Origin of the sequence: Rhizobium sp. 25PS6, assembly GCF_032464655.1 — a bacterium.
GTDB lineage: Bacteria > Pseudomonadota > Alphaproteobacteria > Rhizobiales > Rhizobiaceae > Rhizobium > Rhizobium laguerreae.
Genome location: NZ_JAWDIV010000024.1, coordinates 26,093 through 52,071, shown reverse-complemented (window position 1 = coordinate 52,071; position 25,979 = coordinate 26,093). Strand labels below are relative to the sequence as shown.

Annotated in this window: 25 protein-coding genes; 14 read left to right on the top strand and 11 right to left on the bottom strand. The window is 59.5% G+C overall.

What is annotated here, in order from left to right:
* Nucleotides 1-588: 588 nt before the first annotated feature.
* The gene (wrbA, locus tag RWK44_RS28795; RefSeq protein ID WP_003538774.1) at nucleotides 589-1,185 is read right to left on the bottom strand and encodes an NAD(P)H:quinone oxidoreductase type IV; all 597 of its coding nucleotides are present in this window, start codon (nucleotides 1,183-1,185) and stop codon (nucleotides 589-591) included.
* Nucleotides 1,186-1,470: 285 nt separating this feature from the next.
* On the opposite strand from wrbA, the gene RWK44_RS28790 reads away from it, so the two are divergent.
* The 4 genes from RWK44_RS28790 to RWK44_RS28775 all read left to right on the top strand — a co-directional run bounded on the left by RWK44_RS28790 (nucleotide 1,471) and on the right by RWK44_RS28775 (nucleotide 4,666).
* Nucleotides 1,471-2,247, top strand: a complete 777-nt coding sequence (locus RWK44_RS28790; RefSeq protein ID WP_316029786.1) for a competence/damage-inducible protein A — start codon at nucleotides 1,471-1,473, stop codon at nucleotides 2,245-2,247.
* Between the two features lie 109 nt (nucleotides 2,248-2,356).
* Nucleotides 2,357-3,199, top strand: coding sequence for a universal stress protein (locus RWK44_RS28785; RefSeq protein ID WP_316029785.1), 843 nt, complete (start codon nucleotides 2,357-2,359; stop codon nucleotides 3,197-3,199).
* A gap of 181 nt (nucleotides 3,200-3,380) precedes the next feature.
* Complete coding sequence (gene gpt / locus RWK44_RS28780) at nucleotides 3,381-3,875, top strand: xanthine phosphoribosyltransferase (RefSeq protein ID WP_011651569.1); 495 nt, start codon at nucleotides 3,381-3,383, stop codon at nucleotides 3,873-3,875.
* A 194-nt stretch (nucleotides 3,876-4,069) separates the two neighbouring features.
* Nucleotides 4,070-4,666: a hypothetical protein gene (locus RWK44_RS28775; protein ID WP_316029784.1), complete on the top strand. Its 597-nt coding sequence runs from the start codon at nucleotides 4,070-4,072 to the stop codon at nucleotides 4,664-4,666.
* 235 nt (nucleotides 4,667-4,901) lie between these two features.
* On the opposite strand, the gene RWK44_RS28770 is transcribed toward RWK44_RS28775, so the two are convergent.
* Nucleotides 4,902-5,183 carry a hypothetical protein gene (locus RWK44_RS28770; protein WP_221945838.1) on the bottom strand — a complete coding sequence of 94 codons (282 nt, stop codon included), beginning with the start codon at nucleotides 5,181-5,183 and terminating at the stop codon, nucleotides 4,902-4,904.
* Nucleotides 5,184-5,305: 122 nt separating this feature from the next.
* Here RWK44_RS28770 and RWK44_RS28765 point away from each other — a divergent pair, with 122 nt between their 5' ends.
* The 3 genes from RWK44_RS28765 to RWK44_RS28755 all read left to right on the top strand — a co-directional run bounded on the left by RWK44_RS28765 (nucleotide 5,306) and on the right by RWK44_RS28755 (nucleotide 9,837).
* Nucleotides 5,306-9,121, top strand: coding sequence for a vitamin B12-dependent ribonucleotide reductase (locus tag RWK44_RS28765; protein WP_221945836.1), 3,816 nt, complete (start codon nucleotides 5,306-5,308; stop codon nucleotides 9,119-9,121).
* Between the two features lie 94 nt (nucleotides 9,122-9,215).
* Nucleotides 9,216-9,626, top strand: a complete 411-nt coding sequence (locus tag RWK44_RS28760; RefSeq protein ID WP_312890053.1) for an ATP-dependent Clp protease proteolytic subunit — start codon at nucleotides 9,216-9,218, stop codon at nucleotides 9,624-9,626.
* 40 nt (nucleotides 9,627-9,666) lie between these two features.
* Nucleotides 9,667-9,837, top strand: a complete 171-nt coding sequence (locus RWK44_RS28755) for a hypothetical protein (RefSeq protein ID WP_316029783.1) — start codon at nucleotides 9,667-9,669, stop codon at nucleotides 9,835-9,837.
* 166 nt (nucleotides 9,838-10,003) lie between these two features.
* On the opposite strand, the gene RWK44_RS28750 is transcribed toward RWK44_RS28755, so the two are convergent.
* The 5 genes from RWK44_RS28750 to hppD all read right to left on the bottom strand — a co-directional run bounded on the left by RWK44_RS28750 (nucleotide 10,004) and on the right by hppD (nucleotide 15,919).
* A complete protein-coding gene (locus tag RWK44_RS28750) occupies nucleotides 10,004-11,335 on the bottom strand; it encodes a hypothetical protein (protein ID WP_168281641.1) in 1,332 nt (443 codons plus the stop codon).
* 356 nt (nucleotides 11,336-11,691) lie between these two features.
* Nucleotides 11,692-12,324: a maleylacetoacetate isomerase gene (gene maiA / locus RWK44_RS28745; RefSeq protein ID WP_168281639.1), complete on the bottom strand. Its 633-nt coding sequence runs from the start codon at nucleotides 12,322-12,324 to the stop codon at nucleotides 11,692-11,694.
* Entirely contained in the window at nucleotides 12,321-13,346 is a 1,026-nt protein-coding gene (locus RWK44_RS28740) for a fumarylacetoacetate hydrolase family protein (RefSeq protein ID WP_221945832.1), read from the bottom strand. The genes maiA and RWK44_RS28740 overlap by 4 nt, the downstream gene beginning before the upstream one ends.
* A gap of 40 nt (nucleotides 13,347-13,386) precedes the next feature.
* A complete protein-coding gene (gene hmgA, locus RWK44_RS28735) occupies nucleotides 13,387-14,748 on the bottom strand; it encodes a homogentisate 1,2-dioxygenase (protein ID WP_316029782.1) in 1,362 nt (453 codons plus the stop codon).
* A 61-nt stretch (nucleotides 14,749-14,809) separates the two neighbouring features.
* Complete coding sequence (gene hppD, locus RWK44_RS28730; protein WP_132609782.1) at nucleotides 14,810-15,919, bottom strand: 4-hydroxyphenylpyruvate dioxygenase; 1,110 nt, start codon at nucleotides 15,917-15,919, stop codon at nucleotides 14,810-14,812.
* 130 nt (nucleotides 15,920-16,049) lie between these two features.
* Between hppD and RWK44_RS28725 the strand changes: the two genes are divergently transcribed.
* Nucleotides 16,050-16,529: an Lrp/AsnC family transcriptional regulator gene (locus RWK44_RS28725; RefSeq protein WP_132609783.1), complete on the top strand. Its 480-nt coding sequence runs from the start codon at nucleotides 16,050-16,052 to the stop codon at nucleotides 16,527-16,529.
* A gap of 55 nt (nucleotides 16,530-16,584) precedes the next feature.
* On the opposite strand, the gene RWK44_RS28720 is transcribed toward RWK44_RS28725, so the two are convergent.
* A complete protein-coding gene (locus RWK44_RS28720; protein WP_129420633.1) occupies nucleotides 16,585-17,046 on the bottom strand; it encodes an Lrp/AsnC family transcriptional regulator in 462 nt (153 codons plus the stop codon).
* A 123-nt stretch (nucleotides 17,047-17,169) separates the two neighbouring features.
* On the opposite strand from RWK44_RS28720, the gene RWK44_RS28715 reads away from it, so the two are divergent.
* Nucleotides 17,170-17,961: a phenylalanine 4-monooxygenase gene (locus tag RWK44_RS28715; RefSeq protein ID WP_316029781.1), complete on the top strand. Its 792-nt coding sequence runs from the start codon at nucleotides 17,170-17,172 to the stop codon at nucleotides 17,959-17,961.
* Nucleotides 17,962-18,022: 61 nt separating this feature from the next.
* Here the strand turns inward: RWK44_RS28715 and RWK44_RS28710 are convergent, their stop codons facing one another.
* Nucleotides 18,023-19,804: a peroxidase family protein gene (locus RWK44_RS28710; protein ID WP_316029780.1), complete on the bottom strand. Its 1,782-nt coding sequence runs from the start codon at nucleotides 19,802-19,804 to the stop codon at nucleotides 18,023-18,025.
* A 548-nt stretch (nucleotides 19,805-20,352) separates the two neighbouring features.
* Between RWK44_RS28710 and RWK44_RS28705 the strand changes: the two genes are divergently transcribed.
* Together RWK44_RS28705 and RWK44_RS28700 are read left to right on the top strand one after the other, a co-directional pair.
* On the top strand, nucleotides 20,353-21,708 hold the full coding sequence (locus tag RWK44_RS28705; RefSeq protein ID WP_131663812.1) for a S8 family peptidase: 1,356 nt from the start codon (nucleotides 20,353-20,355) through the stop codon (nucleotides 21,706-21,708).
* Entirely contained in the window at nucleotides 21,705-21,935 is a 231-nt protein-coding gene (locus RWK44_RS28700; protein WP_003547661.1) for a hypothetical protein, read from the top strand. Before RWK44_RS28705 ends, RWK44_RS28700 begins: the two co-directional genes overlap by 4 nt.
* Nucleotides 21,936-22,020: 85 nt before the next feature.
* Here the strand turns inward: RWK44_RS28700 and RWK44_RS28695 are convergent, their stop codons facing one another.
* Together RWK44_RS28695 and RWK44_RS28690 are read right to left on the bottom strand one after the other, a co-directional pair.
* Nucleotides 22,021-22,725, bottom strand: coding sequence for a type 1 glutamine amidotransferase domain-containing protein (locus tag RWK44_RS28695; RefSeq protein ID WP_077981241.1), 705 nt, complete (start codon nucleotides 22,723-22,725; stop codon nucleotides 22,021-22,023).
* 79 nt (nucleotides 22,726-22,804) lie between these two features.
* Nucleotides 22,805-23,311, bottom strand: a complete 507-nt coding sequence (locus RWK44_RS28690; RefSeq protein ID WP_316029779.1) for a YybH family protein — start codon at nucleotides 23,309-23,311, stop codon at nucleotides 22,805-22,807.
* 349 nt (nucleotides 23,312-23,660) lie between these two features.
* On the opposite strand from RWK44_RS28690, the gene RWK44_RS28685 reads away from it, so the two are divergent.
* From RWK44_RS28685 to RWK44_RS28675, 3 genes are read left to right on the top strand one after another with little or no spacing between them, the layout of a single operon-like run.
* Nucleotides 23,661-24,386: an SDR family NAD(P)-dependent oxidoreductase gene (locus RWK44_RS28685; RefSeq protein ID WP_077981243.1), complete on the top strand. Its 726-nt coding sequence runs from the start codon at nucleotides 23,661-23,663 to the stop codon at nucleotides 24,384-24,386.
* Nucleotides 24,380-24,850, top strand: a complete 471-nt coding sequence (locus RWK44_RS28680) for a RidA family protein (RefSeq protein WP_222039440.1) — start codon at nucleotides 24,380-24,382, stop codon at nucleotides 24,848-24,850. The genes RWK44_RS28685 and RWK44_RS28680 overlap by 7 nt, the downstream gene beginning before the upstream one ends.
* Before the next feature lie 40 nt (nucleotides 24,851-24,890).
* Nucleotides 24,891-25,895 carry an enoyl-CoA hydratase/isomerase family protein gene (locus tag RWK44_RS28675; RefSeq protein WP_077981245.1) on the top strand — a complete coding sequence of 335 codons (1,005 nt, stop codon included), beginning with the start codon at nucleotides 24,891-24,893 and terminating at the stop codon, nucleotides 25,893-25,895.
* Nucleotides 25,896-25,979: the final 84 nt, after the last annotated feature.

The window sequence follows — 25,979 nt, the reverse complement described above, 5'->3', positions numbered from 1 at the left end:
TCCGCATCAGAAGCGATGGTGACGAATACACCCGGGACCTACGGCAATTTGCGTGATGGGCTGTGCCGAGATCGTTGGACGGGCTACTTCCCTGATCATGCCGTAAATACCTCCGACAACCGATGGATATCAGTTGAGAATACCGTCTCTCTTTGTTAGCAGAGGGAACCACGCGGACGTGGTGGAATCGGTAGACACAAGGGACTTAAAACAAAATTGAGTGCACCGGCGGAAACGCCGGCTGTAGAACTGCTCAAAGTCGGGGAAACCTGTCAAATGGCAATCCCGAGCCAAGCCCCGCCAGGGGAAGGTGTAGAGACTAGACGGGCAGCACCTAAGGCAAAGCTAGGGTGAAGGTATAGTCCAGACCACAAACGCCGGAAGGCGGCGGTGAAAGCCGTAGCGGTAAGAAAATCCCTCGGCCTAGGCTATGCGGGTTCGACCCCCGCCGTCCGCACCAGCCTACGCTCTGTAAGCTTCGGCTCGGCGAGCCGAAGAGAGCAGCCGGTCGCCCGGCCAGTCGGGGCGGCAACAAAAAAGCGCGGCGAGCCCATGCCCGCCGCACCTTCATGATTTCAGTATCGAAGATCAGGCGAGCTTGGCAGCAAGCTTGGCAACGTGGGCGCCTTGGTATTTCGCGCCTTCCAGCTCGATCTCGGAAGGCTGGCGCGAGCCGTCGCCGTTGGTGATGGTGGAGGCGCCGTAGGGCGAGCCGCCCTTGACTTCCTCGGTGCCCATCTGGCCCTGGAAAGCGTAGGGAAGACCGGCAACGACCATGCCCTGGTGCAGGAAGGTCGGGATGAAGCCGAGGATGGTCGATTCCTGGCCGCCGTGCTGGGTTGCCGAAGAGGTGAAGACCGAACCGAGCTTGCCGACGAGTTTGCCGGCGAACCAGAGGCCGCCCGTCTGATCCCAGAAATTGCGCATCTGCGAGGCGACCGTGCCGAAGCGGGTGCCGGCGCCGACGATGATCGCGTCATAGTCCGCCAGTTCGTCGACGGTGGCGATGGGAGCGGCCTGGTCGACCTTGTAATAGGAAGCCTTGGCGACGTCTTCCGGAACCAGTTCCGGAACGCGCTTGACGGTGACCTCGGCGCCGGCCGACTTCGCGCCTTCGGCGACCGCATAGGCCATGGTTTCGATATGGCCGTAAGCCGAATAATAAAGAACGAGAACCTTCGCCATCTTCTATCTTCCTTGAAATATCGGGTTGAATTTCGTGCCCGACGCGATTTCTATCAGCGCGCCAGGGCGAACACAGCCCTGCCCTCAAGAACTCAGTGTTCACCACCCGGAGACGAAAATTCGCTTGCGGTTTTCATTTCGGCAAAATGACGCATCGCCCGAGTTAAAGAGTTGGCGCATGATGTCGTCCGAAAACCGCCTGCACTTTTCGGCATCATGCTCTGGTGTTTGCAAAGCGAGCGAACGGCGCTACCTATTCCCCAGCCTCACATCACGGAACATCCCATGAGCCAAGACATCGTCGTCACCGCCGCCATGCTCGCCATCGGCGACGAACTTCTCTCCGGCCGCACCAAGGATAAAAATATCGGCCACCTCGCCGATTTGCTGACGCTTTCCGGCATCGACCTCAAGGAGGTGCGCATCGTCGCCGACGACGAGGAGGCGATCGTCGAGGCGCTGAACGCGCTTCGCGGCAAATATGACTACGTCTTCACCTCGGGCGGTATCGGGCCGACGCATGACGACATCACCGCCGATGCCATCTCCAAGGCTTTCGGCGTGCCCTGCGAATATGACGAAGCGGCAATGACGCTGCTTGCCGAGATGTACCGGCGCCGCGAGATGGAATTCACCGAGGCGCGCCAGCGCATGGCGCGCATGCCGCGAGGGGCTGTGCATATCGCCAATCCGGTCTCGACCGCGCCCGGCTTCATCATCGGCAATGTCTATGTCATGGCCGGCGTGCCGCAGGTCTTCCAGGCGATGGTCGACAATGTGCTGCCGACGCTTCGAACCGGCACGCCGGTGCTCTCGCTCGCTATCGCCTGCCCTTACGGCGAAGGAGAGATCGGCACGCCGCTGACCGCGATCCAGAAGGCACATCCGGAAACCAGCATCGGTTCCTACCCACGCTATATCGGCCAGAAATTTTCGACCGAGATCGTCGTACGCGGCCGCTCCCAGGCGGCAATCGATGCGGCCGGCGCCGAGGTGCAGGCGATGATCGACGCCATCCGCCAAAGGAAGGACCTCACCGAAAACCATTCCGCCGAGGCTTGAGGGCAACGCCGGAACTCAAAGCCCATCCTTGATCCCTATCAAGGAACAGGAGAACGGTCCGGCGCATTCCTTCTCTCGCGCAAGCCATTTCAGCGCAAGGAGAATTGATATGTCTTACAAAACCATTCTCGCCATTCTCGATACATCGGACAATAGCGGCGCGGTTGCCGATTTCGCCTTTGCCATTGCGGCTGAAAGCAGCGCCCATGTGATCGGCCTGCATGCCGAAATCATTTCCGCCGTGCCGCTGGTGGCGCCAATGGAAATCCCCGATCCCGTTGCCGTGCAGGCGCTGCAGGATATGGCGCATAGCGAAACGATTGCAGTCGAGCGTATCTTCAGGGCGAAAGCGGAGGCGGCTGGCGCCTCCTCCGAATGGCGCAGCTTTGCCACATCAACCGGATACGGTTCCGCACCGCTGATCGAAAGTGCCCGCAGCGCCGACCTCTTGATCGCCTCGCAGGCCGACCCGGCCAGACCTTCTGACAGCCACGTCGACGTCGACAGTTTCCTTTTCGAAACCGGCCGGCCGGTGCTGATGATCCCCTATATCATTCGCCAGCCGAAGCCGATCAAGCGCGTGCTGATCGCCTGGAACGGATCGAAAGAGGTGGCGCGCGCAACCTTCGACGCACTGCCGATCCTCAAAGCCGCTGATGAAGTGGAGATCTTTTCGGTCGATCCGGCCGACACGGCGCTGCAATCGCCGCTGACCGCCGGCGCCGACATCGCCGCGACGCTTGCACGTCATGGCGTGAAGGCGACGCTTTCGACGGCCCAGAGTGTGGATAAGAGCGCATCGCATGTCATCGAGAACCGGCTTTCGGACAGCAGCATCGATCTTCTCGTCATGGGCGCCTATACGCATTCCTGGCTCTGGCAGATGATCTTCGGCGGCACGACGAAGACCCTGCTGCAATCGATGACGGCGCTGACGCTGTTGTCGCGTTGATTGGCTGCTCTTGCCTTTTGCCGGCAAATCCCGCTAATTGCGGCGACCGATGACAGCTTCGAGCCTCGGCCCATCTCGCGCAGTTCCGGCTGCGCGATTTGCGTTTTGCCAATCGCCGCTTCAAGCCACATCCGGTCGCCGGCAAACGGCGAGTCGTTTTTTCATGCCGCGGAGCAGCCCGATGTCCCTTCCCGATAAAGCCTTTCCCGTTTCCTGGGATCAGTTCCACCGCGATGCGCGCGCTCTTGCCTGGCGGCTTGCCGGCTTGAATCAGACGTTCAAGGCGATCGTCTGCATCACCCGCGGCGGCCTCGTTCCAGCCGCGATCATCTCGCGCGAACTGAACATCCGGCTGATCGAGACCGTCTGCGTCGCTTCCTATCATGACTATGTGAACCAGGGCGACATGGTGCTGCTCAAGGGAATAGCGCCCGAACTTATGGAGAATGGCGGCGAAACCGTGCTGGTCGTCGACGACCTGACAGATACCGGCAAGACCGCCGCACAGGTGCGCACCATGCTGCCGAGGGCACATTTCGCCTGCGTCTACGCCAAGCCGAAAGGCGTGCCGACCGTCGACACCTTTATCACCGAGGTCAGCCAGGATACCTGGATCTACTTCCCCTGGGACATGGGCTTCACCTATCAGGAGCCGATCGCCAAGGGCGCGGGCTGATCGCCACCGATCGCAGCGCGCAACCGTCGCTTTTACTACTTGAAATTGTTCCAGATTTTGTCAGCGAGCTTGCCTGAATCCGCTATCGGGATCTGCACATCTATTTTATCTTGTCCTAATAGACTTGGCGACGTGCGAATCATCTCAGGTTGCGCTTACAGCGTGCAACGAACGATGTGATATAAGGAAGCAGGATGGCGCGGTGGGGGCATAGTGGAACGGTTGTAACCGTCTGGCTGGCGGCATGTCTGTTTCTGTTTCCCCTGACACCCGTCCGCGCCGAGCCTGCCTATATTCCTCTCGTGCGCGATTATGTCGAGAAGCGAATCCGGCCCATCGTGGAAACGCCATTGGTGCTGAAAGCCATTGCTGAGCAGAACGCTGAATTCGGCGATGTCAGCGAAATGGATATGCGGGTGCTCGATGAGACCTACCGGTCGGAGATCAATCAGCACCACCTGCAGATGGTCAAGCTGCTGCTCGACAAATCCCTATCGCATTACCTCAAAGCCAAGCAGGACGCCTCGCAGGGCGCGATCATCGAATTTTTCATCACCGACAGCCACGGGCTGAATGTCGGGCAGAGCTCCATCACCGCCGACTACTGGCAGGGCGACGAGGAGAAATACCTCAGAACCTTCGCCAACGGCTCCCGGGAGATCTTCATCGACCGGGCGGAACGCAATGAATCCAGCCATAATCTCGAGACGCAGGCGAGCTTTGTCGTCATGGACGAAGAGAACAGGCCGATTGGCGTCGCCATCGTCACCATCGCCATCGATGCGCTCTAACGGCATGTCGCGCAAAAGTTTGCGGTTTTGCGATAACGACGCGCTTTAGGAGCGCGGATTTCACCGGCGAATCGGCATGCCCATTTGCGCCGGAAATGCCATCACAAGATTTGCCGCAGGATGCTTTTTTGCCATTCTAAGGTTTTCCTTAGCCGGCAACGCCTGCAAGCCATTGTAATATCAGCGCTCCCCGGCTTTCCCCAATCTCCACAGGCGCATCCACAACATGTTGTGGTTAGCAATCAATTAAAAGCCAGCCCTTGACGGAATCAGCTGTTTCAAACTTTACTGCTTCTGATGTTGCGGCGGCGACAGGACCGGAGGTAACGAGCCCGGTTCCCTTTTGAAAATTAGGACGCGGAATCAGGGCGATGGACCGGAAACGGTTCAGGCCAGACAGGATTTCTGCGCGGTTTTCAGCCTCCAAAAAAAGTGACATTGGGACTGGCGATAATAAGCTGTTAATACTATATTTAGCGTTTGCAGCCACCATCACCACAAGATACAGGAAGGACATCTCCGGATGACACCCCTGTCACAATACGGAAACGAGACTGGCTGCACGACGACAAAGTGCCGCCGGATAGGAATTTTGCGCCTGAGGTCGTGGGGACCGGGCGCCAACGCGAGGTCAAGACTATGCGCATCGAACGTCGTTTCACGAAGGCCGGCCAGGGCGCCTATGCGGATATCGAATTCCGTAAGGCGACGAGCGAGATCAAGAACCCCGATGGTTCGGTCGTGTTCCGCCTCGAGAATATCGACGTTCCCGCGCAGTTCTCCCAGGTCGCCACCGACGTTCTGGCGCAGAAGTATTTCCGCAAGGCCGGCGTTCCCACACGGCTGAAGAAGATCGAGGAAAACGATGTTCCTTCCTTCCTGTGGCGCTCCGTTCCCGACGATGCTGCGCTGAAGAACCTTTCGAAGGACGAGCAGACCGGCTCCGAAATCGATGCGCGCCAGGTCTTCGATCGTCTTGCCGGCACCTGGACCTATTGGGGCTGGAAGGGCGGCTATTTCTCCTCCGAGGAAGATGCTTCGGCCTTCAAGGACGAGCTTGCCTATATGCTCGCCACCCAGCGCGTCGCCCCGAACTCGCCGCAGTGGTTCAACACCGGCCTGCATTGGGCCTATGGCATCGACGGTCCCGGCCAGGGGCACTTCTACGTCGACCCATTCACCGGCAAGCTGACCAAGTCAAAGTCGGCCTACGAACACCCGCAGCCGCATGCCTGCTTCATCCAGTCTGTCGAGGACGATCTCGTCAACGAAGGCGGCATCATGGACCTCTGGGTGCGTGAGGCGCGCCTGTTCAAATACGGTTCCGGCACCGGCTCCAACTTTTCGATGCTGCGCGGCGAAGGCGAAAAGCTTTCCGGCGGCGGCCGCTCCTCCGGCCTGATGAGCTTCCTGAAGATCGGCGATCGCGCCGCCGGCGCCATCAAATCGGGCGGCACGACGCGCCGCGCCGCCAAGATGGTGGTCGTCGATATCGACCATCCCGATATCGAGGAATATATCAACTGGAAGGTCAAGGAAGAGCAGAAGGTCGCGGCTCTCGTCACCGGCTCCAAGGTCGTCGCCAAGCATCTGAAGGCGATCATGAAGGCCTGCTTCAACTGCGAAGGCGGCGATAACGGCGATTGCTACGACCCCAACAAGAACCCTGCCCTGAAGCGCGAAATCCGCGCCGCCAAGAAGGACCAGGTTCCGGAGAACTATGTCCAGCGCGTCATCCAGTTCGCCCGCCAGGGCTACAAGGACCTCCAATTCAAGACCTACGACACGGATTGGGATTCGGAAGCCTACCTGACGGTATCCGGCCAGAACTCCAACAACTCCGTCTCGATCAAGGACGACTTCCTGCGCGCCGTCGAGAATGATGGCGAATGGAACCTGACCGCCCGCAAGGACGGCCGGGTGATGAAGACGCTGAAGGCCCGCGATCTCTGGGAAACCATTTCCTATGCTGCCTGGGCCTCGGCCGATCCGGGCATCCACTTCAACACGACGATGAACGACTGGCACACCTCGCCGGCCGGCGGCCCGATCCGCGGCTCGAACCCGTGCTCGGAATACATGTTCCTCGACGACACCGCCTGCAACCTTGCCTCGCTGAACCTGCTGCAGTTCAAGGACAAGGCCACCAAGCGTATCAACATCGCCGATTACGAACATGCGGTTCGCCTCTGGACCGTCGTACTCGAAGTCTCGGTGATGATGGCGCAGTTCCCGTCGAAGCGCATTGCCGAACTCTCCTACGAATACCGCACGCTTGGCCTCGGCTACGCCAATATCGGCGGCCTGCTGATGTCAACAGGCATTCCCTACGACTCCGCTGAAGCCCGCGCCATCGCAGGCTCGCTGACCGCGATCATGACCGGCATCTGCTATGCGACCTCGGCCGAAATGGCCGCCGAGCTTGGGCCCTTCCCGAACTTCGCGCCAAACCGCGAGAGCATGCTCAAGGTCATTCGCAACCATCGCCGTGCCGCGCATGGCGAGAGCTCCGGCTATGAAGCGCTGTCGATCAACCCGGTCGCGCTGATCCATTCGGAAAACCCGGACCAGGATCTTGTCGCCCATGCCAAATCGGCCTGGGACAAGGCGCTCGAGCTTGGTGAACAGCATGGCTACCGCAATGCGCAGGTCTCGGTCATCGCGCCGACAGGCACGATCGGTCTCGTCATGGATTGCGACACGACGGGCATCGAGCCCGACTTCGCCCTCGTCAAGTTCAAGAAGCTCGCCGGCGGCGGCTACTTCAAGATCATCAACCGCGCCGTGCCCGACGCGCTGCGCACGCTCGGCTATTCGGAAAGCCAGATCGCCGAAATCGAGGCCTATGCCGTCGGCCACGGCAACTTGAACCAGGCGCCGGCTGTCAATCCGTCGTCGCTGAAGACCAAGGGCTTCACCGACGAAAAGGTGGAAGCTGTCAACGCCGCGCTGAAGAGCGCCTTCGACATCAAGTTCGTCTTCAACCAGTGGACGCTCGGTGCCGACTTCCTGAAGGAGACGCTGAAGGTTTCCGACGAACAGCTCGCCGACATGAGCTTCAGCCTGCTCGACCATATTGGCTTCTCGAAGAAGGACATCGAGGCCGCCAACATCCATGTCTGCGGTGCGATGACGCTGGAAGGCGCGCCCTTCCTGAAGGCGGAACACCTGCCGGTCTTCGATTGCGCCAATCCCTGCGGCAAGATCGGCAAGCGTTACCTCTCGGTGGAAAGCCATATCCGCATGATGGCGGCGGCCCAGCCTTTCATCTCGGGTGCGATTTCCAAGACGATCAACATGCCGAACGAGGCGACCGTCGAGGATTGCAAGAACGCCTACATGCTCTCCTGGAAGCTTGGCCTCAAGGCCAACGCGCTCTATCGCGACGGCTCGAAGCTGTCGCAGCCGCTCAATTCCTCGCTGATCGAAGACGAGGACGATGAGGATGCGCTGGAGGAACTGCTGCAGGCGCCCCTGGCCGCCCAGGCCGTCACCGTCACCGAGAAGATCATCGAGCGGGTGATCGAACGAGTTTCGCGCGAACGCGAGAAGCTGCCGAACCGCCGCCAGGGCTATACCCAGAAGGCCGCCGTCGGCGGACATAAGGTCTATCTGCGCACCGGCGAATTCGGCGACGGCCGCATCGGCGAGATCTTCATCGACATGCACAAGGAAGGCGCCGCCTTCCGTGCGATGATGAACAATTTCGCCATCGCCATCTCGCTCGGCCTGCAATATGGCGTGCCGCTCGAGGAATATGTCGAGGCCTTCACCTTCACCAAGTTCGAGCCGGCCGGCATGGTCATCGGCAATGACGCGATCAAGAACGCCACGTCGATCCTCGACTATGTCTTCCGCGAACTTGCCGTCTCTTATCTCGGCCGCCATGACCTCGCGCATGTCGATACGTCGGATTTTTCGAACACGGCACTCGGCAAGGGCATCCAGGAAGGCAAGACCAACCTGCTCTCCACCGGCTGGACCCGCGGCTACAAGCCGACGCTGGTGTCCGGCACCGGCGGCGAACGCCAGGCAGGCGAACCCAAGGGTGCGGCCACCGCCGCCCCTGCCCGCGCTGCCTCCACCGGCACCGTGACCGCCTTTGCAGGCGCGGCTGCCCGGAAGCTGGAGCCGACGGTTGCCATCGCCACCTCCGAAATCGTCGCCTTCAAGCGCGACTACGAAGAGCGCGCCAAGGAACTGGCGGAAGAGATCGCCGAAGAGGTGACCGAAGAACTCACCAGCGACGCAACGGCATTGTTCTCCGACAAGGCGGCAGCCGACGCGGCAACGGCGAAATCCGAAGCCAAGAAGCGCGAAGCCGAACGCCGCCAGCGCTCGATCATGCAGGGCTATACCGGCAACATGTGCTCGGAGTGCCAGAACTTCACGATGGTGCGGAATGGCACTTGTGAGAAGTGCGACACTTGCGGTGCTACGAGCGGGTGCAGCTGAGCGGGCTTGTTGTCTAACGCGTCTCGTTGAAAGACGTCCGACACAAACTGATCGATAGTGAAAGCCGCCGACAGTCAGCTGCCGGCGGTCTTTTATTTGGCCGAGAAACCTGGCCGCTGCCTCCAGCAAGGCCCTTGTTTTTCTAAACAGCGAGGGCGGGGATCTCAAAGCCGGGATTGAGATCGGGCGCGCCATCCGCCTTCGAGGCTTTGCGACGGCCACACCGCCGGGGACCTTGTGCGCGTCGGCTTGCGCCCTGACCTGGCTTGCCGGTTCGCAGCGGTTTCTTCAGCCCGAATCCAATATCGGTTTCCATGCCGCCTATCGCGTGGTCGACGGCAAGGCCAGCGAGAGTGGTGTCGCCAACGCACTGGTCGGAGCTTATCTCAACCAGCTTGGGTTGCCCGAGACTGCCATCGCCTACGTGACGTCGGCACCACCTGAAGGCATCGCGTGGCTGACGGCGGCCAAGGCGCAGTCCGTGGGCATCACTGGACGGACCTGATCCGGCGTCCGAGGCGGGCAAGACGTTTCCGCACGATCCCATGGGCACGGTGACGGCCTTCTACTCCGCGCTCGCCACAGCCGATGGTGAAACCGCCTCGGCGCTGGTCGTTCCGGAGAAGCGCGGCCCCTTCAACGAAGCGTCGATCCACACCTTCTTCGGCGCAATGTCGCAGCCGCTCAAACTCAGGCACGGCGCTGCGCGGCAATGATGATGTCCGGGTTTCCTACGAATACGTCACCAATGACGGCCGTCGCTGCCGGGGGCGCGCCGATGTCCAGACCACCTATGTGTTTGGCAAGACTCTGGTCTCGAGGATCAAGGTGCTTGACGGCTGCTAGACAAACTACCGCACCTCGGCCGCGGACCGGCGATGCTTACTCTCCATACCTATAGGAATTGGCATCGCATTTGTGCCACATCTTATCGCTCTCGGGTTCATCGTTATGGCCATAACACCAGTCAACGCGATTGAGCAGCGGACCGATCTGATCGCGCCGTTTGCAGGCCCGCTCCGTCTCGATGCCGTAGCGATCGGTGCTGCCGCGGCAGATGTCGTCCAGTCCTATCCACTGATGGATCAAACGATCCGGCGCCTTGGCCCCCTTGTCCGTGGCGATCACCTTTCCGGTCTCGGACTCGATCTGCAGGGAGGCCGTGTTCCACACGAAAGAGAATTCCGCCATCCCGGCGGACGTCTTACCAGTGTCCCTGTTTCCGGCAAACCACTCGACGATTCCCGACATTTCGCATTTTCCGGCGCAGCTGGCCGTCACGGAGCCCGGCTTGACGCTGTAGATGCGCTCCGGCCAGCGTTGGGCGAAGGCTGCCTTTTCCTTCAGGACGGCGTCTTTGTCGACCGAGTTTCCGAAGAAGGAGACCTCGTCGGCATAGACGCCCTTCATAAAGGTCAACGCCGAGGCACTGTCTTTCGACCATTCGTCATTGTATCGGTTGGCGAAATCAAGCGCCTCCGTGGTCAGGTCGCCGGGTGCGGATGCGGTGGCCTCCTCGGAAGCGCTTGGGTCCGATGGCGTGACGGCGGGTGCTGCGCTCAGCTCCGGCGCGGCGTCCGGCGATGGCGGCGCGATTGCCGGTGGCGAGGGCATGTTCTCGGGCGTGATGATGTTCCAGTCCCGCATTTCCGCAGAGGTAAGATATCGTATATCGTCACTGTCGATCGACAGGCTGAGCTGCAGCAGATTGGGGCTTACCCCCATATCGGTGAGATATCCGATGATCTCGCCGGTCAGCGATTGAACCGACGAGACTACCAATTTGTTGTCCATGCCGGCATCGTCGGATAGCGAAACCCGATGCACGCCGATGGAGCCCGGCTCGGCAAACCTTTCAACGCCACCGACGAAGGCGAAGGCGCAAGCCGATGCGCACTCGGCGGCTCTGATCTGGAACGTTCTTGCATTCAGCAGGCGGAGGGCCCGGCCGAACCTGATCGCGGCGACCACGTTTCCGCCGGGCGAGTCAAAGGTGACATAGTTCGGCTGGTACTGCGTATATTCGTCGACAAGCGTCATCGGATCGTCGGAACTCTCGAACACGCCTTTTATCGCCAGGGCGCGCTCTCCCGGCGCGCCGTCCAGACGTTGGTAGGAAATGGCCGCATGTGCCTCCGCGGCAAGGGCGACGAACGCTAGCAGCATCGATATGAACGAGACGGATTTCCGCATTCTTCTCCAGCCTTCGAGCACGTATATCTCTCCTGTCGTCACTCGCAGCATATCTTGCCCACCTATTGCCGGGCGATCATCGAATCCTTGCGATGAGACCGTCAGCTTTCAATGCGACCAAACCCGTGTCGATCACGAGTTTGAAGATCGACAGCTTTGACGAGAACATTTCAGACCTACCCCAACAGCATATAATCAATGCACAAGGACCAATCTTCTGGCAAGCGGCACAATCAGAAGTGATGATACAAGGTAAACGGCGGCTCCTCGCCGCGATCGTGAGCCCCCGTCCACGCGATCCGATACGTGCCGACAATTGATGCGAGAGTTGCAGGAAAGGCAGTGAGTCTTCGGATTTTGTCCCGGCTGGTCTGCCGCTACGGTCTGACGCGGTCAGGATGCGCCGCCTGGAAGGCCGGCAATTCGGCGCATTTGCTATCGATGTCGACGATGCGCTTGAAAGCGGTCAACTCCACTCCCCAGCGGCGGGCGTTGTAGACCTGGGGAACAAGACAGAGGTCCGCCATTGTCGGCGTATTTCCAAAGCTGAACGCGCCATTGGCTTTGCCGATCATGGCTTCCAGTTTGCGCAGTCCGTCGCTGATGAAATGCTTCATCCATTCCTCGCGAGCATCGGCCTTCTCGGTCATGATCATGAGATGCGACACGACATGCAGGTTGCAGATCGGATGGATGTCCATGGCGACCGCATAGGCCAGGGCGCGGACTTTCTGGCGATCGGCAATATCCGATGGCAGCAATCCGCATTCCGGCCGGGTCTCGGCCAGGTATTCGACGATCGCCAGCGACTGCGTCAGTGTTTTCCCGTCGATCACCAATGTCGGCACCAGCCCCTGCGGGTTGAGGGCCAGATATTCCGGCGTCTTGTGTGCGCCGTCCAAAAGGTTGATGGTAACGGTCTTACAATCGATGCCCAGGAGATTGAGCGCGATGCGGACGCGATAGCTCGCCGATGATCGCCAGTAGTCGTAAAGAACGACCTCGCTCATTGCGGCACGGCCCCTTGGTATTTTTCGACCGTCTGCTCGATCGCGCCGAAGATCGAATGGCCGGCATGATCCTTCATCTCGATGCGGACCTGGTCCCCGAACTTCATGAACGGCGTCTTCGGCGACCCGGCCTCGATGGCCTCGATCATCCTGATTTCGGCGATGCAGGAGTAGCCGTCCCCTCCCTCTTCCACCGGCTTGCCCGGGCCGCCGTCCAGCTTGTTAGAAACCGTTCCCGAGCCGATGATCGTGCCGGCCGCGAGATTGCGGGTTTTGGCAGCATGGGCGATCAGTTGGCCAAAATCGAACGTCATGTCGATCCCGGCGTTCGCCTTGCCGAATGGCTTGCCGTTCAAGCTCACCAGCAGCGGAAGATGCAGCTTGCCGCCGTCCCAGGCGTCTCCAAGCTCGTCCGGCGTCACCGCGACCGGAGAAAATGCCGATGCCGGCTTGGACTGGAAAAAACCAAATCCCTTCGCCAATTCGCCCGGGATCAGACCGCGCAGCGACACGTCGTTGACGAGCATCACCAGGCGGATGGCGTCGCGTGCGGCCTCTGGGCTGCAACCCATGGCAACGTCGCCGGTGATGACAGCGACCTCGCCCTCCATATCGATCCCATAAGCCTCGTCGGCCATCGCGATCGGGTCACGCGGCGCCAAGAAAGCGTCCGAACCGCCCTGATAGATCAGCGGATCGGTCCAGAAGCTTGCCGGCATCTCGGCACCGCGCGCCTTGCGCACCAGTTCGACATGGTTGACGTAAGCGGAACCGTCGGCCCATTGGTAGGCGCGCGGCAGAGGTGACGTCGCGTCATGTTCGTGAAACCGGATCGTCGGCTGGGCGCCGGTCTCGACGCCTTCGGCAATCAGTGCGAGCCTCGGAGCCACATGCTCCCAATCGTCGAGTGCGGCCTGCAGAGTGCGGGCGATGTGACCGACCTCGGAACAGCGGGTCAGGTCGCGGGAAACGACGACAAGCCGGCCGTCCCGCGTGGAGTCTTTTAACGTCGCAAGTTTCATGTCCGAATTCCACTGCCGGAGGATGTCTTTGCTTGATGCATCACTTGAGACCGGGGGTTCCGTCGAACTTGCGTTCCAGGCCGTCCCAGCATTCCAGGTAATTATCCTGCAGCGTCTCGAGCTCGGCTGCGTATATCGTCAGTTGCTGCGGGTACCGGGTCTCGAACATGAAGGCCATAGTGTGATCGAGCTTCACGGGTTTGAGCTCGGTATTGGATGCCTTTTCGAAGGCGAGCGCGTCCGGCCCGTGGGGAAGCATCATGTTGTGCAGGCTCATGCCGCCCGGCACGAAGCCCTCCTCCTTGGCATCATACTGGCCATGAATCAGCCCCATGAATTCGCTCATGATGTTGCGGTGGTACCAGGGCGGACGAAACGTGTGCTCGGCGACCAGCCATCGCGGCGGAAAGATCACGAAATCGACATTCGCCGTACCCGCATCTTCGGTCGGCGCGGTCAGCACCGAAAAGATCGACGGATCGGGATGATCGAAGCGAATGGCGCCGACAGGAGAAAATGTCCGCAGGTCGTATTTGAACGGGGCGTAGTTGCCGTGCCAGGCCACCACATCCAGCGGCGAATGGCCGATATCGGTGACATAGAATTTTCCGCACCACTTCACATGGACGCGGCACGGCGTTTCCTTGTCTTCGAAAGCGGCAACGGGCGTCTTGAAGTCGCGCGGGTTTGCCAGGCAGTTGGCGCCGATCGGTCCGCGGTCCGGCAGCGTGAATTTCGCGCCGTAGTTCTCGCAGATGTAGCCACGCCAGACTGTCTGCTCACCACCCTTCAGAATCTTGAACATCATGCCGCGCGGGATCAGGCATATTTCCAGGGGTTCGACATCCATGATCCCCATCTCGGTGAACACCCTGATCGCCCCGAGCTGCGGCACGATCAGCAATTCACCATCGGCATTGAAGAAGTAATCGTCGACCATGTCCTCATTGAAGACGTAGGCATGGGCGGACATGCCCACCTGGGTGGTGGCGTCGCCTGCCGTGGTGATGGTCCGCACCCCTTCGAGGAACGTCAGTCTTTCCGAGGGTGCGGGGATCGGATCCCAGCGAAGCTGGCCGAGAGGAAGCGAATGTTCGTCGAGGCAAGGCGCGGTTTTCCAGAGCGGATAGGACGCATTGGAGAAGCGGCGGGTATGACGCACGCTCGGGCGGATGCGATAAAGCCAGGACCTTTCGTTGGTCCCGCGTGGCGCGGTGAACGGCGAGCCGGAAAGCTGCTCCGCATAAAGACCGTAATTGCACTTCTGCGGGCTGTTCTGGCCTTGCGGCAAGGCGCCGGAAAGCGACTCGGTTTCAAAGTCGTTGCCGAAGCCCGGCATATATTTCAGCGTGTTTGCTGTCGCGGCTTCACCATCCGATGTCTGGATCGATGTCTGGTCCATGCTCACTCCTCCCCGAACACTCCAGCGCCGCGCGTCTGAAAGATGCGCGGCGCTCGTGAGTTTACTCCGCTGCCGTCCCGATGACACCACGCTTGATCTGATCGGCCTCGATCGACTCGAAAAGCGCCCGGAAATTGCCTTCGCCGAAGCCTTCGTCGCCCTTGCGCTGGATGAACTCGAAGAAGATCGGGCCGATGACGGTCTTGGAGAAGATCTGCAGCAGGATTTTCGTCATGCCGCCATTCACCACACCTTCGCCATCGATGAGGATGCCGTGTTTCTTCATGCGTTCGACAGGTTCGCTATGGCCGTTCACGCGCTCATAGGACATGTCGTAATAGGTCTCCGGCGGACCCGGCATGAAGCGCAGGCCGTTGTCGGCCAGCCTGTCGGTGGCGTCGTAAATATCCTCCGTTCCAACGGCGATGTGCTGAATGCCCTCGCCCTTATACTTCCTCAGATATTCCTCGATCTGGCTGGTGTCGTCCTTCGATTCATTCAGCGGAATGCGGATCTTGCCGCAGGGCGAGGTGATGGCGCGGCTGACCAGCCCGGTGATGCGCCCATCGATATCGAAGAAGTGGATCTGCTGGAAATTGAACAGGTTGCGGTAAAAATCCCACCACTTGTCCATGTTGCCGCGGAAGACGTTGTGCGTCAGATGATCGAGATAATAGAAGCCGATCCCCTGGGGATGCGGGTTGCGCTCGCCGAGCCAATCGAACTCGGCCTCGTAGGCCGACCCCTTGGCACCATAGGTCTCGACGAAATAGAGCAGCGAGCCGCCAATGCCGACAATCGCCGGGACGTCGAGCGCCTTGTCGTCCCCTTCATAGGGAACAGCGCCTTTTGACACCGCGTGGTCAAACGCGTGTTTGGCGTCGACGACGCGCCAGGCCATCGATGGGGCGCAGGGACCGTGATTTGCGACGAAACGCGCGGCGTGGCTGCCGGGTTCGGCGTTGAGGACATAGTTGATGTCACCCTGGCGCCAGACGGTGATGTCTTTCGTCTTGTGCCTGGCGACCGCAACATAGCCCATGCGCGTGAAGAGTTCGCGCAGCGTCTCGGGCTCAGGATGGGCGAACTCGACGAATTCGAAGCCGTCGGTGCCAGCCGGATTGTCGGCGGTAATTTCCGAAGGCGGCGCATCATGCGGGAAAGGACCCATTTTCTTTCCTCCAGAGGAGATTGCATTTGATATGCAAAGTGTGGCCCAAAACGCGTGCAAAGTTCTTGCATTCTTCATGCTCCGGGAAGAGATTATGCACGATCCGTGAGTGTATTGGAGATTTCGTGCAATGGATGAGCCGCTCGACAAATTGGATTTGCGCCTGCTCCAGGAACTTCAAAAGGATGGCAGGTTGACGAACAACGAGTTGGGCGAGCGGATTGCGCTTTCGCCGTCGCAATGCTCGCGCCGGCGGACGAGACTGGAGGCTGAAGGATATATCCGCAGCTATCGCGCTTACCTCGATCGGCAGAAGCTGGGCCTCGATATGCTGGTGGTCATTTCCGTGACGCTGGCGACCCACAACAGGGACAATGCCCGCCGCTTTTCGCAACTGATCAATGGACTGCCGGAAGTGCTCGAAGCCTATGCGCTGACCGGTGAAATGGACTATCACCTGACGGTGGCGACCCGCGGGCTCGCCGACCTCTCCAAATTCGTCAACGACGTTCTGTTGCCCCATGAGTCGGTGCAGCACGTGAAGACGTCGATTGTCCTCGACACGCTGAAGACATTCGAGGGCTTTCCTGTGCTGATACCGGGCCATTGACATGGCGACAGCACAACATTGATGTCGACGGCATCGCCCTGCGTAAATATCTAAATCAGAGCGGCAGTTCGGTCGAGAATTTCAGCTCACGTAGCACGAAGCTCGAGACAACCGTGCGCACATGTGGGTTGCGCATGAGATAGCGGGTCATGAAGGCTTCGTAGCTTTCCACGTCGCTTGCCCTTATCTTCAGCATGTAGTCGAAGGCGCCGGACAAGGCGTAGCATTCCATGATCTCCGGCCGCTCCAGCACCACCGCAGCGAAAGAGGCCACGGCCTCTTCGTGGTGATCCTCCAGCGTCACATGCGCGATGACGCAGAGCTTGAGATCGAGTTTGCCAGGATCAAGCAGCGTCACCCGCTTGCGGATGACGCCGTCGGCTTCCAGTTCCTGGATCTTCCGCCATGCCGAGCTCTGCGACATGCCGGCCTTTTCCGCCAGGTCTGCCAGCGAAAGGCTGCCGTCGGCCTGGACGAGTTGCAGAAGCTTGCGGCGAAAATTCCCAGGTTCTTTCATTTTTGGCGTCACTTTCGGGAATATTTGCCACCATTATGGCGATAGCCAGCATGAAAGAAAAGAAAATCCTCCAAACTCGGATCATAATGGCAGGAAAAGCGCCGCTCTCGGGAGGATCAGCCTATGACCAAGGAAAGCAGCTACACCGCCAAACTGCCCGGCCCGGATGGTTTGTACGACTACACCCCGGATGAAGATGCGATCTGGGGCGAACTCTACCGGCGTCAGATGACGCTGCTTTCCGATACCGCCTGCCGCGAGTATCTGGACGGCGTCAAAATGCTGGGGCTCAAGCCCGACAAGGTGCCTCAGCTTGTCGATGTAAACAGACGCCTGAACGAGACCACCGGCTTTGGCGTCGAAGGCGTGCCGGCGCTCATTCCGCCCTCGCGCTTTTATGAACTTCTGTCGCAAGGCAAATTCCCGCTCGCAACCTTCCTGCGCCGTCGCGAGCATATCGACTATATCGAGGAACCGGACCTGTTCCACGAGGTCTTCGGCCATTGCCCCATGCTCACCAACCAGAGCTATGCCAATTTCGTCCGGCATTTCGGCGAAACCGCCGTCCGCCTCGGCAAGGGCTATTCCTGGCACCTGTTCCGGATCTTCTGGTTCACCGTCGAATTCGGCCTGATCAATACGCCGCAGGGACGCCGCTGCTTCGGCGCGGGCATCGTCTCATCGCCCAGCGAAGCGAAGGCGGCAATGGAAGGCAAGGCTTGCGAATTCCGGCCGTTCGATCTGCTGAGCGTGCTCCGGACGCCCTACCGGATCGATATCCTCCAGCCGATCTACTATGTCATCGACAGCTTCGCCGATCTTGAAGCGATCGTGGAGCAGGATATCGAGGCCACGATCGTCAAGGCAAAATCGCTGGGTGATTTCGCCCCCGCTTTCGAAGCCAAGGCTTCGTAAATCGCCGATGATAGGGTGGTTTGCCTCGCCGCGGTGCGGCGAGGCAACAGTCTTGCGAGTACTACTGCATCACCGCCGCGAACCGCATCCACTTGACGATCGAGTCGATCGGCGAGTTGTCCGGCATCTTGAGAGGGCTCTGACTGGGCGTGAACCCACGCGAAAGAGCCGAGTCCGGATCCGCCAGCAGCACGCCCACGAAGGTCGACGCCACGAGACAGCTCCCGACTTCGCCCAACCGGTTTCCGCCTGCAGCCTCGGCTTCGGCCAGAATGTAGAACCAGAGCGGCGTACGTTCGTGGAAACGCGATGCAGTACCGGCGAGGAAGTTCTTCAGATTGGGCTTCGCGGCAAACAGCGCTGAGACATCTTGGATCGGCGAGGACTGCACCGCGCCAGTTTGCTTGAGATGCTTGTGCAAAGCCTGACCCGTCGGGAGCCTGAGATTGTAGCCCCGACGAAGGTTCCGCCTTGCCAGGTTCTTGAACAACTCCTTGAGCTGTTGGTCGGCCTGGTCCTCCCCCTCCTTGAACAGCGTATGCAATGGCGGAGCAAGTTCCGTATCGATCCTCCTGGCAAGACGGGCCGGCTCCCCATCGCCCGCATCATGGGGATCAGCTCCCGTAAAGCGCGTCCAGTCGATTATCCAGTTCTTAGGCAACTTCTTCTCGTCATCCAGCCTGCCGCCGCCGCCCGTGAATTCGAATAGCAACTGCAAGGTGGCGCGCTTCAGAAAACCGGTGCCCGGCCGCCCAAAGTTCTTGTTGTAGTCATAGAAGGCTCTGACCATGGAATGACCGAACCGATAGGCTGCGGTGGAGAACTCCAATGGCAGAGCATTTCCGAGCCGGGTATTCTGCCTCCGGGCATCAAACTCGGCTCTGAATTTGAAGAAATGAGATGCCCGATCCTCGACGACGCGGTCCACCACAACCGGATCGCAAACGCCTTTGAGGTATCCTTCTACAATCAACCATTGATAGTGAAGTCTTGTCAGAGCCTGCGCTGAGCTGAAATCGGCGATCCAGCCGGTGTCATGCGATGCGAGATAGTCGACGGCCTTGTTGTGAAACCGGAGAAAGCTCAGATGGAACTGCGCGACGACGAGATTTTCATCGTTGCGATTGTCCCCGATTATCGCTCGTTGGGGCAAGGTATCAGAGAATTTCTGAAACGCCTCGGGAGTCATGGCGGCCTCAGCCAGACGTAAAGCCGCCTCTCGGACAGACGACTGGACCTGGCCATAACGAGGAAGGTCGCGATGTTCGTCGAGGTTGTCTGGAAGCGGCCCCGGATCGACGGCTGTCCCGACCCGCATCTTGTTTTTCAGCGTGGGGTGGCGAAGGCCGGAGATCACTTTGACAACATCTGCATCGATCCCCTCGCCGACGGCCGATCCGCCGTAGACACTATCCAGATCGAAGCGGGGCGAGCGAGCATTCCTGAATTGGCTCTCCACTGTCGACGAGGCGACAGGCGGGTGAGCGTTGACCATGCTCGAGATCGCCCCTTCGCGATCAGTTCGGGCCGTCAGCTCGTGATCCAGGAATTGTCCCCAATATGTGAACACAGGCGGGAGCGTGGAATCTTCCGTCGGATCCTCGCTCGTCGGCGTCGCGACAACATCGATCATCATTTCGCCGAGTTCATCGAGCTCCCCAAGCGTCTCCGCCGTGTTGGGAAGGTAATTCTCTGGCGCATCCAATGGCGGTACGAAATAACCGAAGTCAGCTTCTTCATCGACCGCGACGTCACCCGTCGCTGGCCGCCCGGCCCGAACGCTCGGCCCTGGAGCCGCACGTTTTTTCTCCGCACCCCCGTGCGATTGAAAAACGATTGCCATTAGCAACACCCTCCGTTTTCCAGCCCGCGGGATAATTCATACACCTAGAACGCGAAGTCAACTAATCATATTGGGCTATTATTCATCTTAAAGTTGGTAAATTACCCGTAAACCCAGTCGATATCTGTGCGGATTCAGCGCACCTCGTATTGTCAGGCACAAAAATAACGAAGAAAACCAATGGGGAGGAGATGCAGAAGTATAGGCCACCTGAAAAGCAATGAAACACTGACGAACGACCACTAGAATTTTCATTTGCCAACTCAACAATAAGATGTATATTTGCCGCCGAGATTTCGGCCAGGGGAAGTACATCCCGAAATCGACCTACAAGGTACAATTTATTATGCTTGCTTGCCGAACGCTCCAATTTTCAATCGGCGAAGCTTTGTGTTCTCGCGGCAAAACAGCGGAAAAAACATCTGGTCAATCCGCATTGATCTACCTGTCCCGAACGCGAGTGTCGGCTCGATTAACGGGTATGCCGCGTCAATCTTGCGGCTTTTGTATTGCTTTGAAACCGTGAAAGATGGGGGAGAGTTGGTATCATGGCGAAATCAACGCGAGGCAGGGTCAACGCACCGGGCGACGGCACATCGGGTCTTGGCATGGTGGTGCGATTTACACCCAAAGCAAGGAGCGAGGGTGTACAGCAACTCGAAAAAGGCGGCTTCCGCGTCGCGTCGTCCAAGGATTTTCGCAGCGCCGTGGCGGTGCCAAATGATTTCGATGGCGCTGATGTTCAGTACTTTGAACGTTTCGGAATCGCAATTGTGCGCCGGGACGGCGAGAGACTGAAGCCCATGTTGCAAAATGCCATGCAGCGGAAGGTCGTCAGCGCTGCTCGGCCGGAGCGATCCTATCGCGCCCTCGGCGGCCCGCTGACGAAGCGGCCAGACCTCGCACAGGCAACGGTGGGCGGCGTTGCAACCCATTTGGACCGTGACTACCTGCTCGGCTATCGTGACGCTGTGAACGAACTGGTCGATCGCTTATTGGGCAGGCAGGGAGCAGAGGGGCTTGTGGCCCGGGCAGCCTTTGAAGAGACCAGCAACACCTGGGGACTGCAGGCTGTCAGGGCTATCGAAGGTGAGCTGAGCGGGGCCGGCATCAAGGTGGCGGTATTGGATACCGGATTTGACGAAACTCATCAGGATTTTGTCGGCCGTTCCGTCACCAAGAAACTCTTTGCGACACGTAGTTCCGATGGCGACGTTCACGGTCACGGAACGCATTGCATCGGCACGGCATGCGGTCCGTTGCGACCGACCAGCGGCCCACGCTACGGTATCGCCCATGAGGCGGAAATCTACGCTGGAAAGGTGCTGGGCGACGACGGCTTCGGTACTGACCGGTCGATCATTGCCGGCATGGAATGGGCGCTGGATGAAGGTTGCCATGTTATTTCGATGTCGTTAGGCGCTGCAACGCAAATTGGAGATGCGCCGAGTGACGACTACGAGCAAATTGGGCAGGTATGTTTAGACGCAGGAACCTTAGTTGTTGCCGCTGCCGGGAACGAAAGTTCCCGTCCTCAACAGATTAACCCAGTTGGTTCTCCGGCGAACGCGTCCACGATCCTCGGAGTTGGCGCCGTGGATCGCTCCTTCGCGCCGGCGTCGTTCTCATGCGGCGGTTTGAATCCTGGTCAGGAAGTGGACATTGCCGCTCCTGGCGTCGATATATTTTCGAGCTTGCCCGATGACAAGTATGACCGATGGGATGGTACCAGCATGGCGACCCCACATGTCGCCGGCGTTGCGGCTCTTATTGCTCAGTCCGATCCGAAGTTTCGCGGATGGGCGCTATGGGCGCGCTTGATTCAGCTTACAAAGCCTCTATCTTCGCCTGCTAGGGATGTTGGCAAGGGTCTGCTCCAGGCAAGAGGAAGCGGCGAGGTATGACGACCGATAAGATTGAAGTTACCATTCGGATCGACAAAAACGAGGCCCGCAGTTTGGGAGAGGTCGTCGGCGACTTGAAGTCGCAAGGCCTCGAACAGGTGCAAAGCCACGAGCGCTTCATGATTGTCAACGGTAGTGTCAATCCTGACGCGCTCGATGCGCTTCGTGCGGTAAAGGGAGTCGCTTCAGTTCGGCAAGATGCCGCATACAAGACTCAAGCGAACTGATCATGCGGGCGGCACGGCCTATCCGCAGGCGCTCCCGTTCGCGACCACGCATACTGAGTTTGTCAGCTGGCCACCCGGCTGTGACTTATGCGGCGCTCGAATCGACAGCAGGCCGGTCCGCAAGCAGTTTGACCAGGGCTTGCGCACCGGCAGTTGAAGAAGCCGGGTTCTGTCCGGTGATCAACCGCCCGTCCGTGATAGCAAAGCTCTGCCAGTTCGGCGCTTTTTCATAAAGTCCGCCGAGCCGTTTCAATTCATCTTCGACCAGGAACGGCACGACGTCGGTGAGCTGAACCTCTTCCTCTTCGCTGTTCGCAAACCCTGTGACGCGTTTTCCCTTGACGATCGGCGCGCCCTTATATGTCACCCGATGCAGCACGGCAGGTGCATGACAGACGGCGGCAACCGGCTTGCCGGAATTGTAGAAGGATTCGATCAGGGAGATCGAATCCGGGTTGTCGACCAGATCCCACATCGGTCCGTGGCCGCCCGGATAGAACACCGCGTCGAAATCCTCCGAGCGCATGTCCGCCAGCTTCAAGGTGCTGGCGAAATCCTTCTGCGCCGCTGCGTCCTGCTTGAAGCGCGTCATCGCCTCCGTCTGGTTTTCCGGCAGATCGCTCTTCGGGTCGACCGGCGGCTGGCCGCCCTTGGGCGAGGCGAGGACGAGTTCAACGCCGGCATCGCGAAAGACATAATAGGGCGCAGCTCCTTCTTCGAGCCAGAAGCCCGTCTTTCGGCCGGTGCTGCCAAGAATGTCATGGGACGTAAACACCATCAGGATCTTCATCTGTCGCTCCTTCTTGTTCGACTGCAGTCGGAACCGGCTGCGTGAGGAGAAGTATGGCAAGTTTCCGCTCGCACCACAGTTACACCTTGGTATCGGCGATACCTTGGTATTGGCTGCCTTTCGCCCTGCCCCCAAAAATCAAACGTTGGTAGTCTGCAAGCATCTCGGGGTCTTCGACGGAACCGTGGTGGTGGAGTTGTCGCCAGGCGTCGTTCGTTCGAACGAACCAGCGTGTCGTGCGAAAGGCTACATCGAGCCTCTCCTCGGGTGTCTCGCATCGGCCTCTTTCGCGGCCGACAAAGAGGTGCCAGTCTTCTCCGCCCTGGCTGGTGAAGTCGTGGAATACCACCTGCACCTTCGCCTGACCTTCGAAAAGCCTGGAATACCCCTCGGCAATCGCGCCCCAGCCACGTCGGATTCCGCCGATGGGATTGTACATGCTCGGAGCGTCGCCCTCGACCCAGACGGCTTCCAGCGCCGTCATGTCGGCAGCGTTGAACGCCCTGTAGAACTCGATCAGCGCGTCTAGAGGACCGTCGCCGGTCTTCGCCTCGTTTCCCGTTATCTCTCGGAGATGCGTCTGCATGTCAGAACCTCTTTCCGCTTGGTTTTAAAGAAGCGCCGGCTCGAGCCGGCTTGCTGAGGATGCGGAAAGGAAAAAGCGGATTCCATTAGACGATGGTGTCGCCAACGCGCGGATTCGGCTTCCTCCGGTGATCAACGCTCGGTCCCGCCATCCGACCCAAAGGTATCGGCGACACCTTCGTACAATAGGCGGCAACCGTTTTTGGCGAGATGTTCCTGACAGAACGGCAACGGAGATGTCGAAACCGTTCCCGGCTGAAGGCCGGATCAACACACAATTCGCGATCGAGGTAGCGCCCGGCCATTGGTGGTGGGCGGCTGGTCGGTGCGTACCAATAACGGAGGCGGAAATGAGCCTGCACAAGACAGTGGTGATCACCGGCGCATCCCAAGGGATTGGCGCCGGCCTCGTGAAGACCTTCCTCGATAAGGGATACAATGTCGTCGGGACATCGAGACGCGTCAGCGAGACGACCGCGTTCGAGCGCAATGACAGGCTGGCGTTGATCGACGGCGATGTCGCCGATCCGGAGACCGCCGAGCGTGTGGCGCAGCGGGCCGTCGAGCGATTCGGGTCGATCGACGCGCTGGTCAACAACGCCGGCATCTTCGTCACCAAGCCCTTCCTCGACTACACGATCGATGACTTTCGGCGCCTCACAGCCACCAATGTCGAAGGCTTCCTTCACTTCACCAAGTGCGCTGTCAGGCAGATGCTTCGTCAGAAGTCGGGAGGAAGCGTCGTCACCATCACGTCGTCGCTGACGGATCATCCCATCGCCGGTGTGACGGCGTCCGTGCCTATGATCACGAAAGGCGGCCTCAATGCCATCACCAAGAGCCTGGCGCTCGAATTCGCCAGGGATAACATCCGGATCAATGCGGTGTCGCCAGGTGTGGTCGATACGCCGCTGCATGCGACGAACCCAAAAGATTATCTCAAGTCGCTTTCGCCGATGGGAAAGATCACGGCCGTCCAGGAGATCGTCGACGGCGTCGTGTATCTGACCGAGTCAGCGAATATCACCGGGGAGGTGCTGCACGTCGACAACGGCGCACATTTGGGAAAATGGTAGGCCGCGACCCGGAGGAGCGCCTGCTGGAACTGGGGATCGTGCTGCCTCCCCCGCCGACGCCTTTCGGCGCCTATGTCGAGGCGATCCAGTCAGGGCCGCTGCTGTTCCTGAGCGGCATGCTTCCGGTGATTGGCCATGATCCCGTCTACTTCGGGCGGGTCGGCGAGGAGCTGTCGACCCTGGAAGGCTATGATGCCGCGCGCACCGCCTGCCTCAGCGGTATCGCGGCCGCGAGGTCGCAGCTGGGATCGTTGAACTCCGTTCGTCGCATTTCCAAGCTCGGCGTCTATATCGCGACATCCGACACGTTCCGCGAACATCCGAAGGTGGCAGACGGCGCCTCCGAGCTTCTGCTCGACATCTTCGGAGCGGAAAGGATTCCGCCGCGCATCGTTCTGGGCGCCACCAGCATCCCGCTCGGAATGCCCGTCGAAATCGAACTCATTCTTGAAATCGAGCCCTAGCGAAGGATTTCGCTGACCAAGCCCAGACATGGAGACAATCATGACACCCACATCATCGAAAAGGTTGCGGTCCCGGCTTGCTCTCGCCGTCGTCGCCGCGTCATCCACGTTTCTGACAGCCGCTGCGGTCCCGATGCTGCCAGCACTTGCGCTCTCCGGCCAGTCGCCGGTCAAGCCGGACAGCACGGTACAATCAAAGCCCGGGTCCGAAACGGCACACGAATCCCAGATCAAAGTGGACAAGCGGACGCCGGCCTATTGGCGGGTGACATTCGACAACCCTCCGTTCAATATTTTCGGTCCGGAGACCATTCCGCAGCTCGAGAAGATTATCGCCGACATCGAGACTGATCCGAACCTCAGGGTCGTCGTGTTCGACAGCAACGTGCCGGGCTTCTTTCTGACTCACTACAATTTCACGCCGCCTCTGGAGGAGTCGACGAGCCTTCCCTCAGGGCGCACGGGTCTTCATCCGCTTCCCGACATGCTGGTGCGATTGAGCAAGGCGCCGGTCGTATCGATCGCCTTGATCCGTGGGCGCGCCACCGGGGTCGGAAGCGAGCTCGCCCTGGCAAGCGACATGCGTTTTGCGAGCCGGGAAAAGGCCATTCTGTCACAATGGGAGGTCGGCGCCGGCTTCGTGCCGGGCGGCGGTCCTATGGCACGGCTTCCCAGGCTGATGGGCCGAGGGCGCGCGCTTGAAGTCCTGCTCGGATCCGACGACATCAACGGCGAACTGGCCGAGCAATATGGTTACGTGAACCGTTCGTTCGCAGACGACAAGCTCGATCCCTTCGTCGACTCGCTTGCAGCGCGCATCTCCGGATTTGACCGGGGAGCCATCGCGGATACGAAACGGCTGGTCGATTTCGCCAGCCTGCCGACCGACCCGGAAATCGGTGCCGGCTGGGACGCCTTCATTTCCTCGGTCCAGCGTCCCGTGGCGCAAAAGAACATCGGCCGGTTGATGGAGATGGGCCTGCAGACGAACCCAGACATCGAGTCGAGGCTCGGCCATTACACGCAGACTTTGGCCGATAAGTAGGCTGAAGAGGCGCCCCGTGTGAACCAGCAAGTCGCACGGCGCCTACCGCAATATTCGGTAACGGTTTCCCTGTGACGACACAGA

Excerpts from the sequence above, each read along its gene's own strand:
- RWK44_RS28720 (WP_129420633.1), bottom strand. The coding sequence starts at position 17,046 with ATGAAAGAACCTGGGAATTTTCGCCGCAAGCTTCTGCAACTCGTCCAG.
- RWK44_RS28765 (WP_221945836.1), top strand. The coding sequence starts at position 5,306 with ATGCGCATCGAACGTCGTTTCACGAAGGCCGGCCAGGGCGCCTATGCG.
- maiA (WP_168281639.1), bottom strand. The coding sequence starts at position 12,324 with ATGAGCGAGGTCGTTCTTTACGACTACTGGCGATCATCGGCGAGCTAT.
- RWK44_RS28685 (WP_077981243.1), top strand. The coding sequence starts at position 23,661 with ATGAGCCTGCACAAGACAGTGGTGATCACCGGCGCATCCCAAGGGATT.
- wrbA (WP_003538774.1), bottom strand. The coding sequence starts at position 1,185 with ATGGCGAAGGTTCTCGTTCTTTATTATTCGGCTTACGGCCATATCGAA.
- RWK44_RS28675 (WP_077981245.1), top strand. The coding sequence starts at position 24,891 with ATGACACCCACATCATCGAAAAGGTTGCGGTCCCGGCTTGCTCTCGCC.
- hppD (WP_132609782.1), bottom strand. The coding sequence starts at position 15,919 with ATGGGTCCTTTCCCGCATGATGCGCCGCCTTCGGAAATTACCGCCGAC.
- RWK44_RS28725 (WP_132609783.1), top strand. The coding sequence starts at position 16,050 with ATGGATGAGCCGCTCGACAAATTGGATTTGCGCCTGCTCCAGGAACTT.
- RWK44_RS28695 (WP_077981241.1), bottom strand. The coding sequence starts at position 22,725 with ATGAAGATCCTGATGGTGTTTACGTCCCATGACATTCTTGGCAGCACC.
- RWK44_RS28690 (WP_316029779.1), bottom strand. The coding sequence starts at position 23,311 with ATGCAGACGCATCTCCGAGAGATAACGGGAAACGAGGCGAAGACCGGC.
- hmgA (WP_316029782.1), bottom strand. The coding sequence starts at position 14,748 with ATGGACCAGACATCGATCCAGACATCGGATGGTGAAGCCGCGACAGCA.
- RWK44_RS28775 (WP_316029784.1), top strand. The coding sequence starts at position 4,070 with ATGGCGCGGTGGGGGCATAGTGGAACGGTTGTAACCGTCTGGCTGGCG.
- RWK44_RS28785 (WP_316029785.1), top strand. The coding sequence starts at position 2,357 with ATGTCTTACAAAACCATTCTCGCCATTCTCGATACATCGGACAATAGC.
- gpt (WP_011651569.1), top strand. The coding sequence starts at position 3,381 with ATGTCCCTTCCCGATAAAGCCTTTCCCGTTTCCTGGGATCAGTTCCAC.
- RWK44_RS28790 (WP_316029786.1), top strand. The coding sequence starts at position 1,471 with ATGAGCCAAGACATCGTCGTCACCGCCGCCATGCTCGCCATCGGCGAC.
- RWK44_RS28710 (WP_316029780.1), bottom strand. The coding sequence starts at position 19,804 with ATGGCAATCGTTTTTCAATCGCACGGGGGTGCGGAGAAAAAACGTGCG.
- RWK44_RS28755 (WP_316029783.1), top strand. The coding sequence starts at position 9,667 with ATGGGCACGGTGACGGCCTTCTACTCCGCGCTCGCCACAGCCGATGGT.
- RWK44_RS28700 (WP_003547661.1), top strand. The coding sequence starts at position 21,705 with ATGACGACCGATAAGATTGAAGTTACCATTCGGATCGACAAAAACGAG.
- RWK44_RS28680 (WP_222039440.1), top strand. The coding sequence starts at position 24,380 with ATGGTAGGCCGCGACCCGGAGGAGCGCCTGCTGGAACTGGGGATCGTG.
- RWK44_RS28705 (WP_131663812.1), top strand. The coding sequence starts at position 20,353 with ATGGCGAAATCAACGCGAGGCAGGGTCAACGCACCGGGCGACGGCACA.
- RWK44_RS28740 (WP_221945832.1), bottom strand. The coding sequence starts at position 13,346 with ATGAAACTTGCGACGTTAAAAGACTCCACGCGGGACGGCCGGCTTGTC.
- RWK44_RS28770 (WP_221945838.1), bottom strand. The coding sequence starts at position 5,183 with ATGTCCTTCCTGTATCTTGTGGTGATGGTGGCTGCAAACGCTAAATAT.
- RWK44_RS28715 (WP_316029781.1), top strand. The coding sequence starts at position 17,170 with ATGACCAAGGAAAGCAGCTACACCGCCAAACTGCCCGGCCCGGATGGT.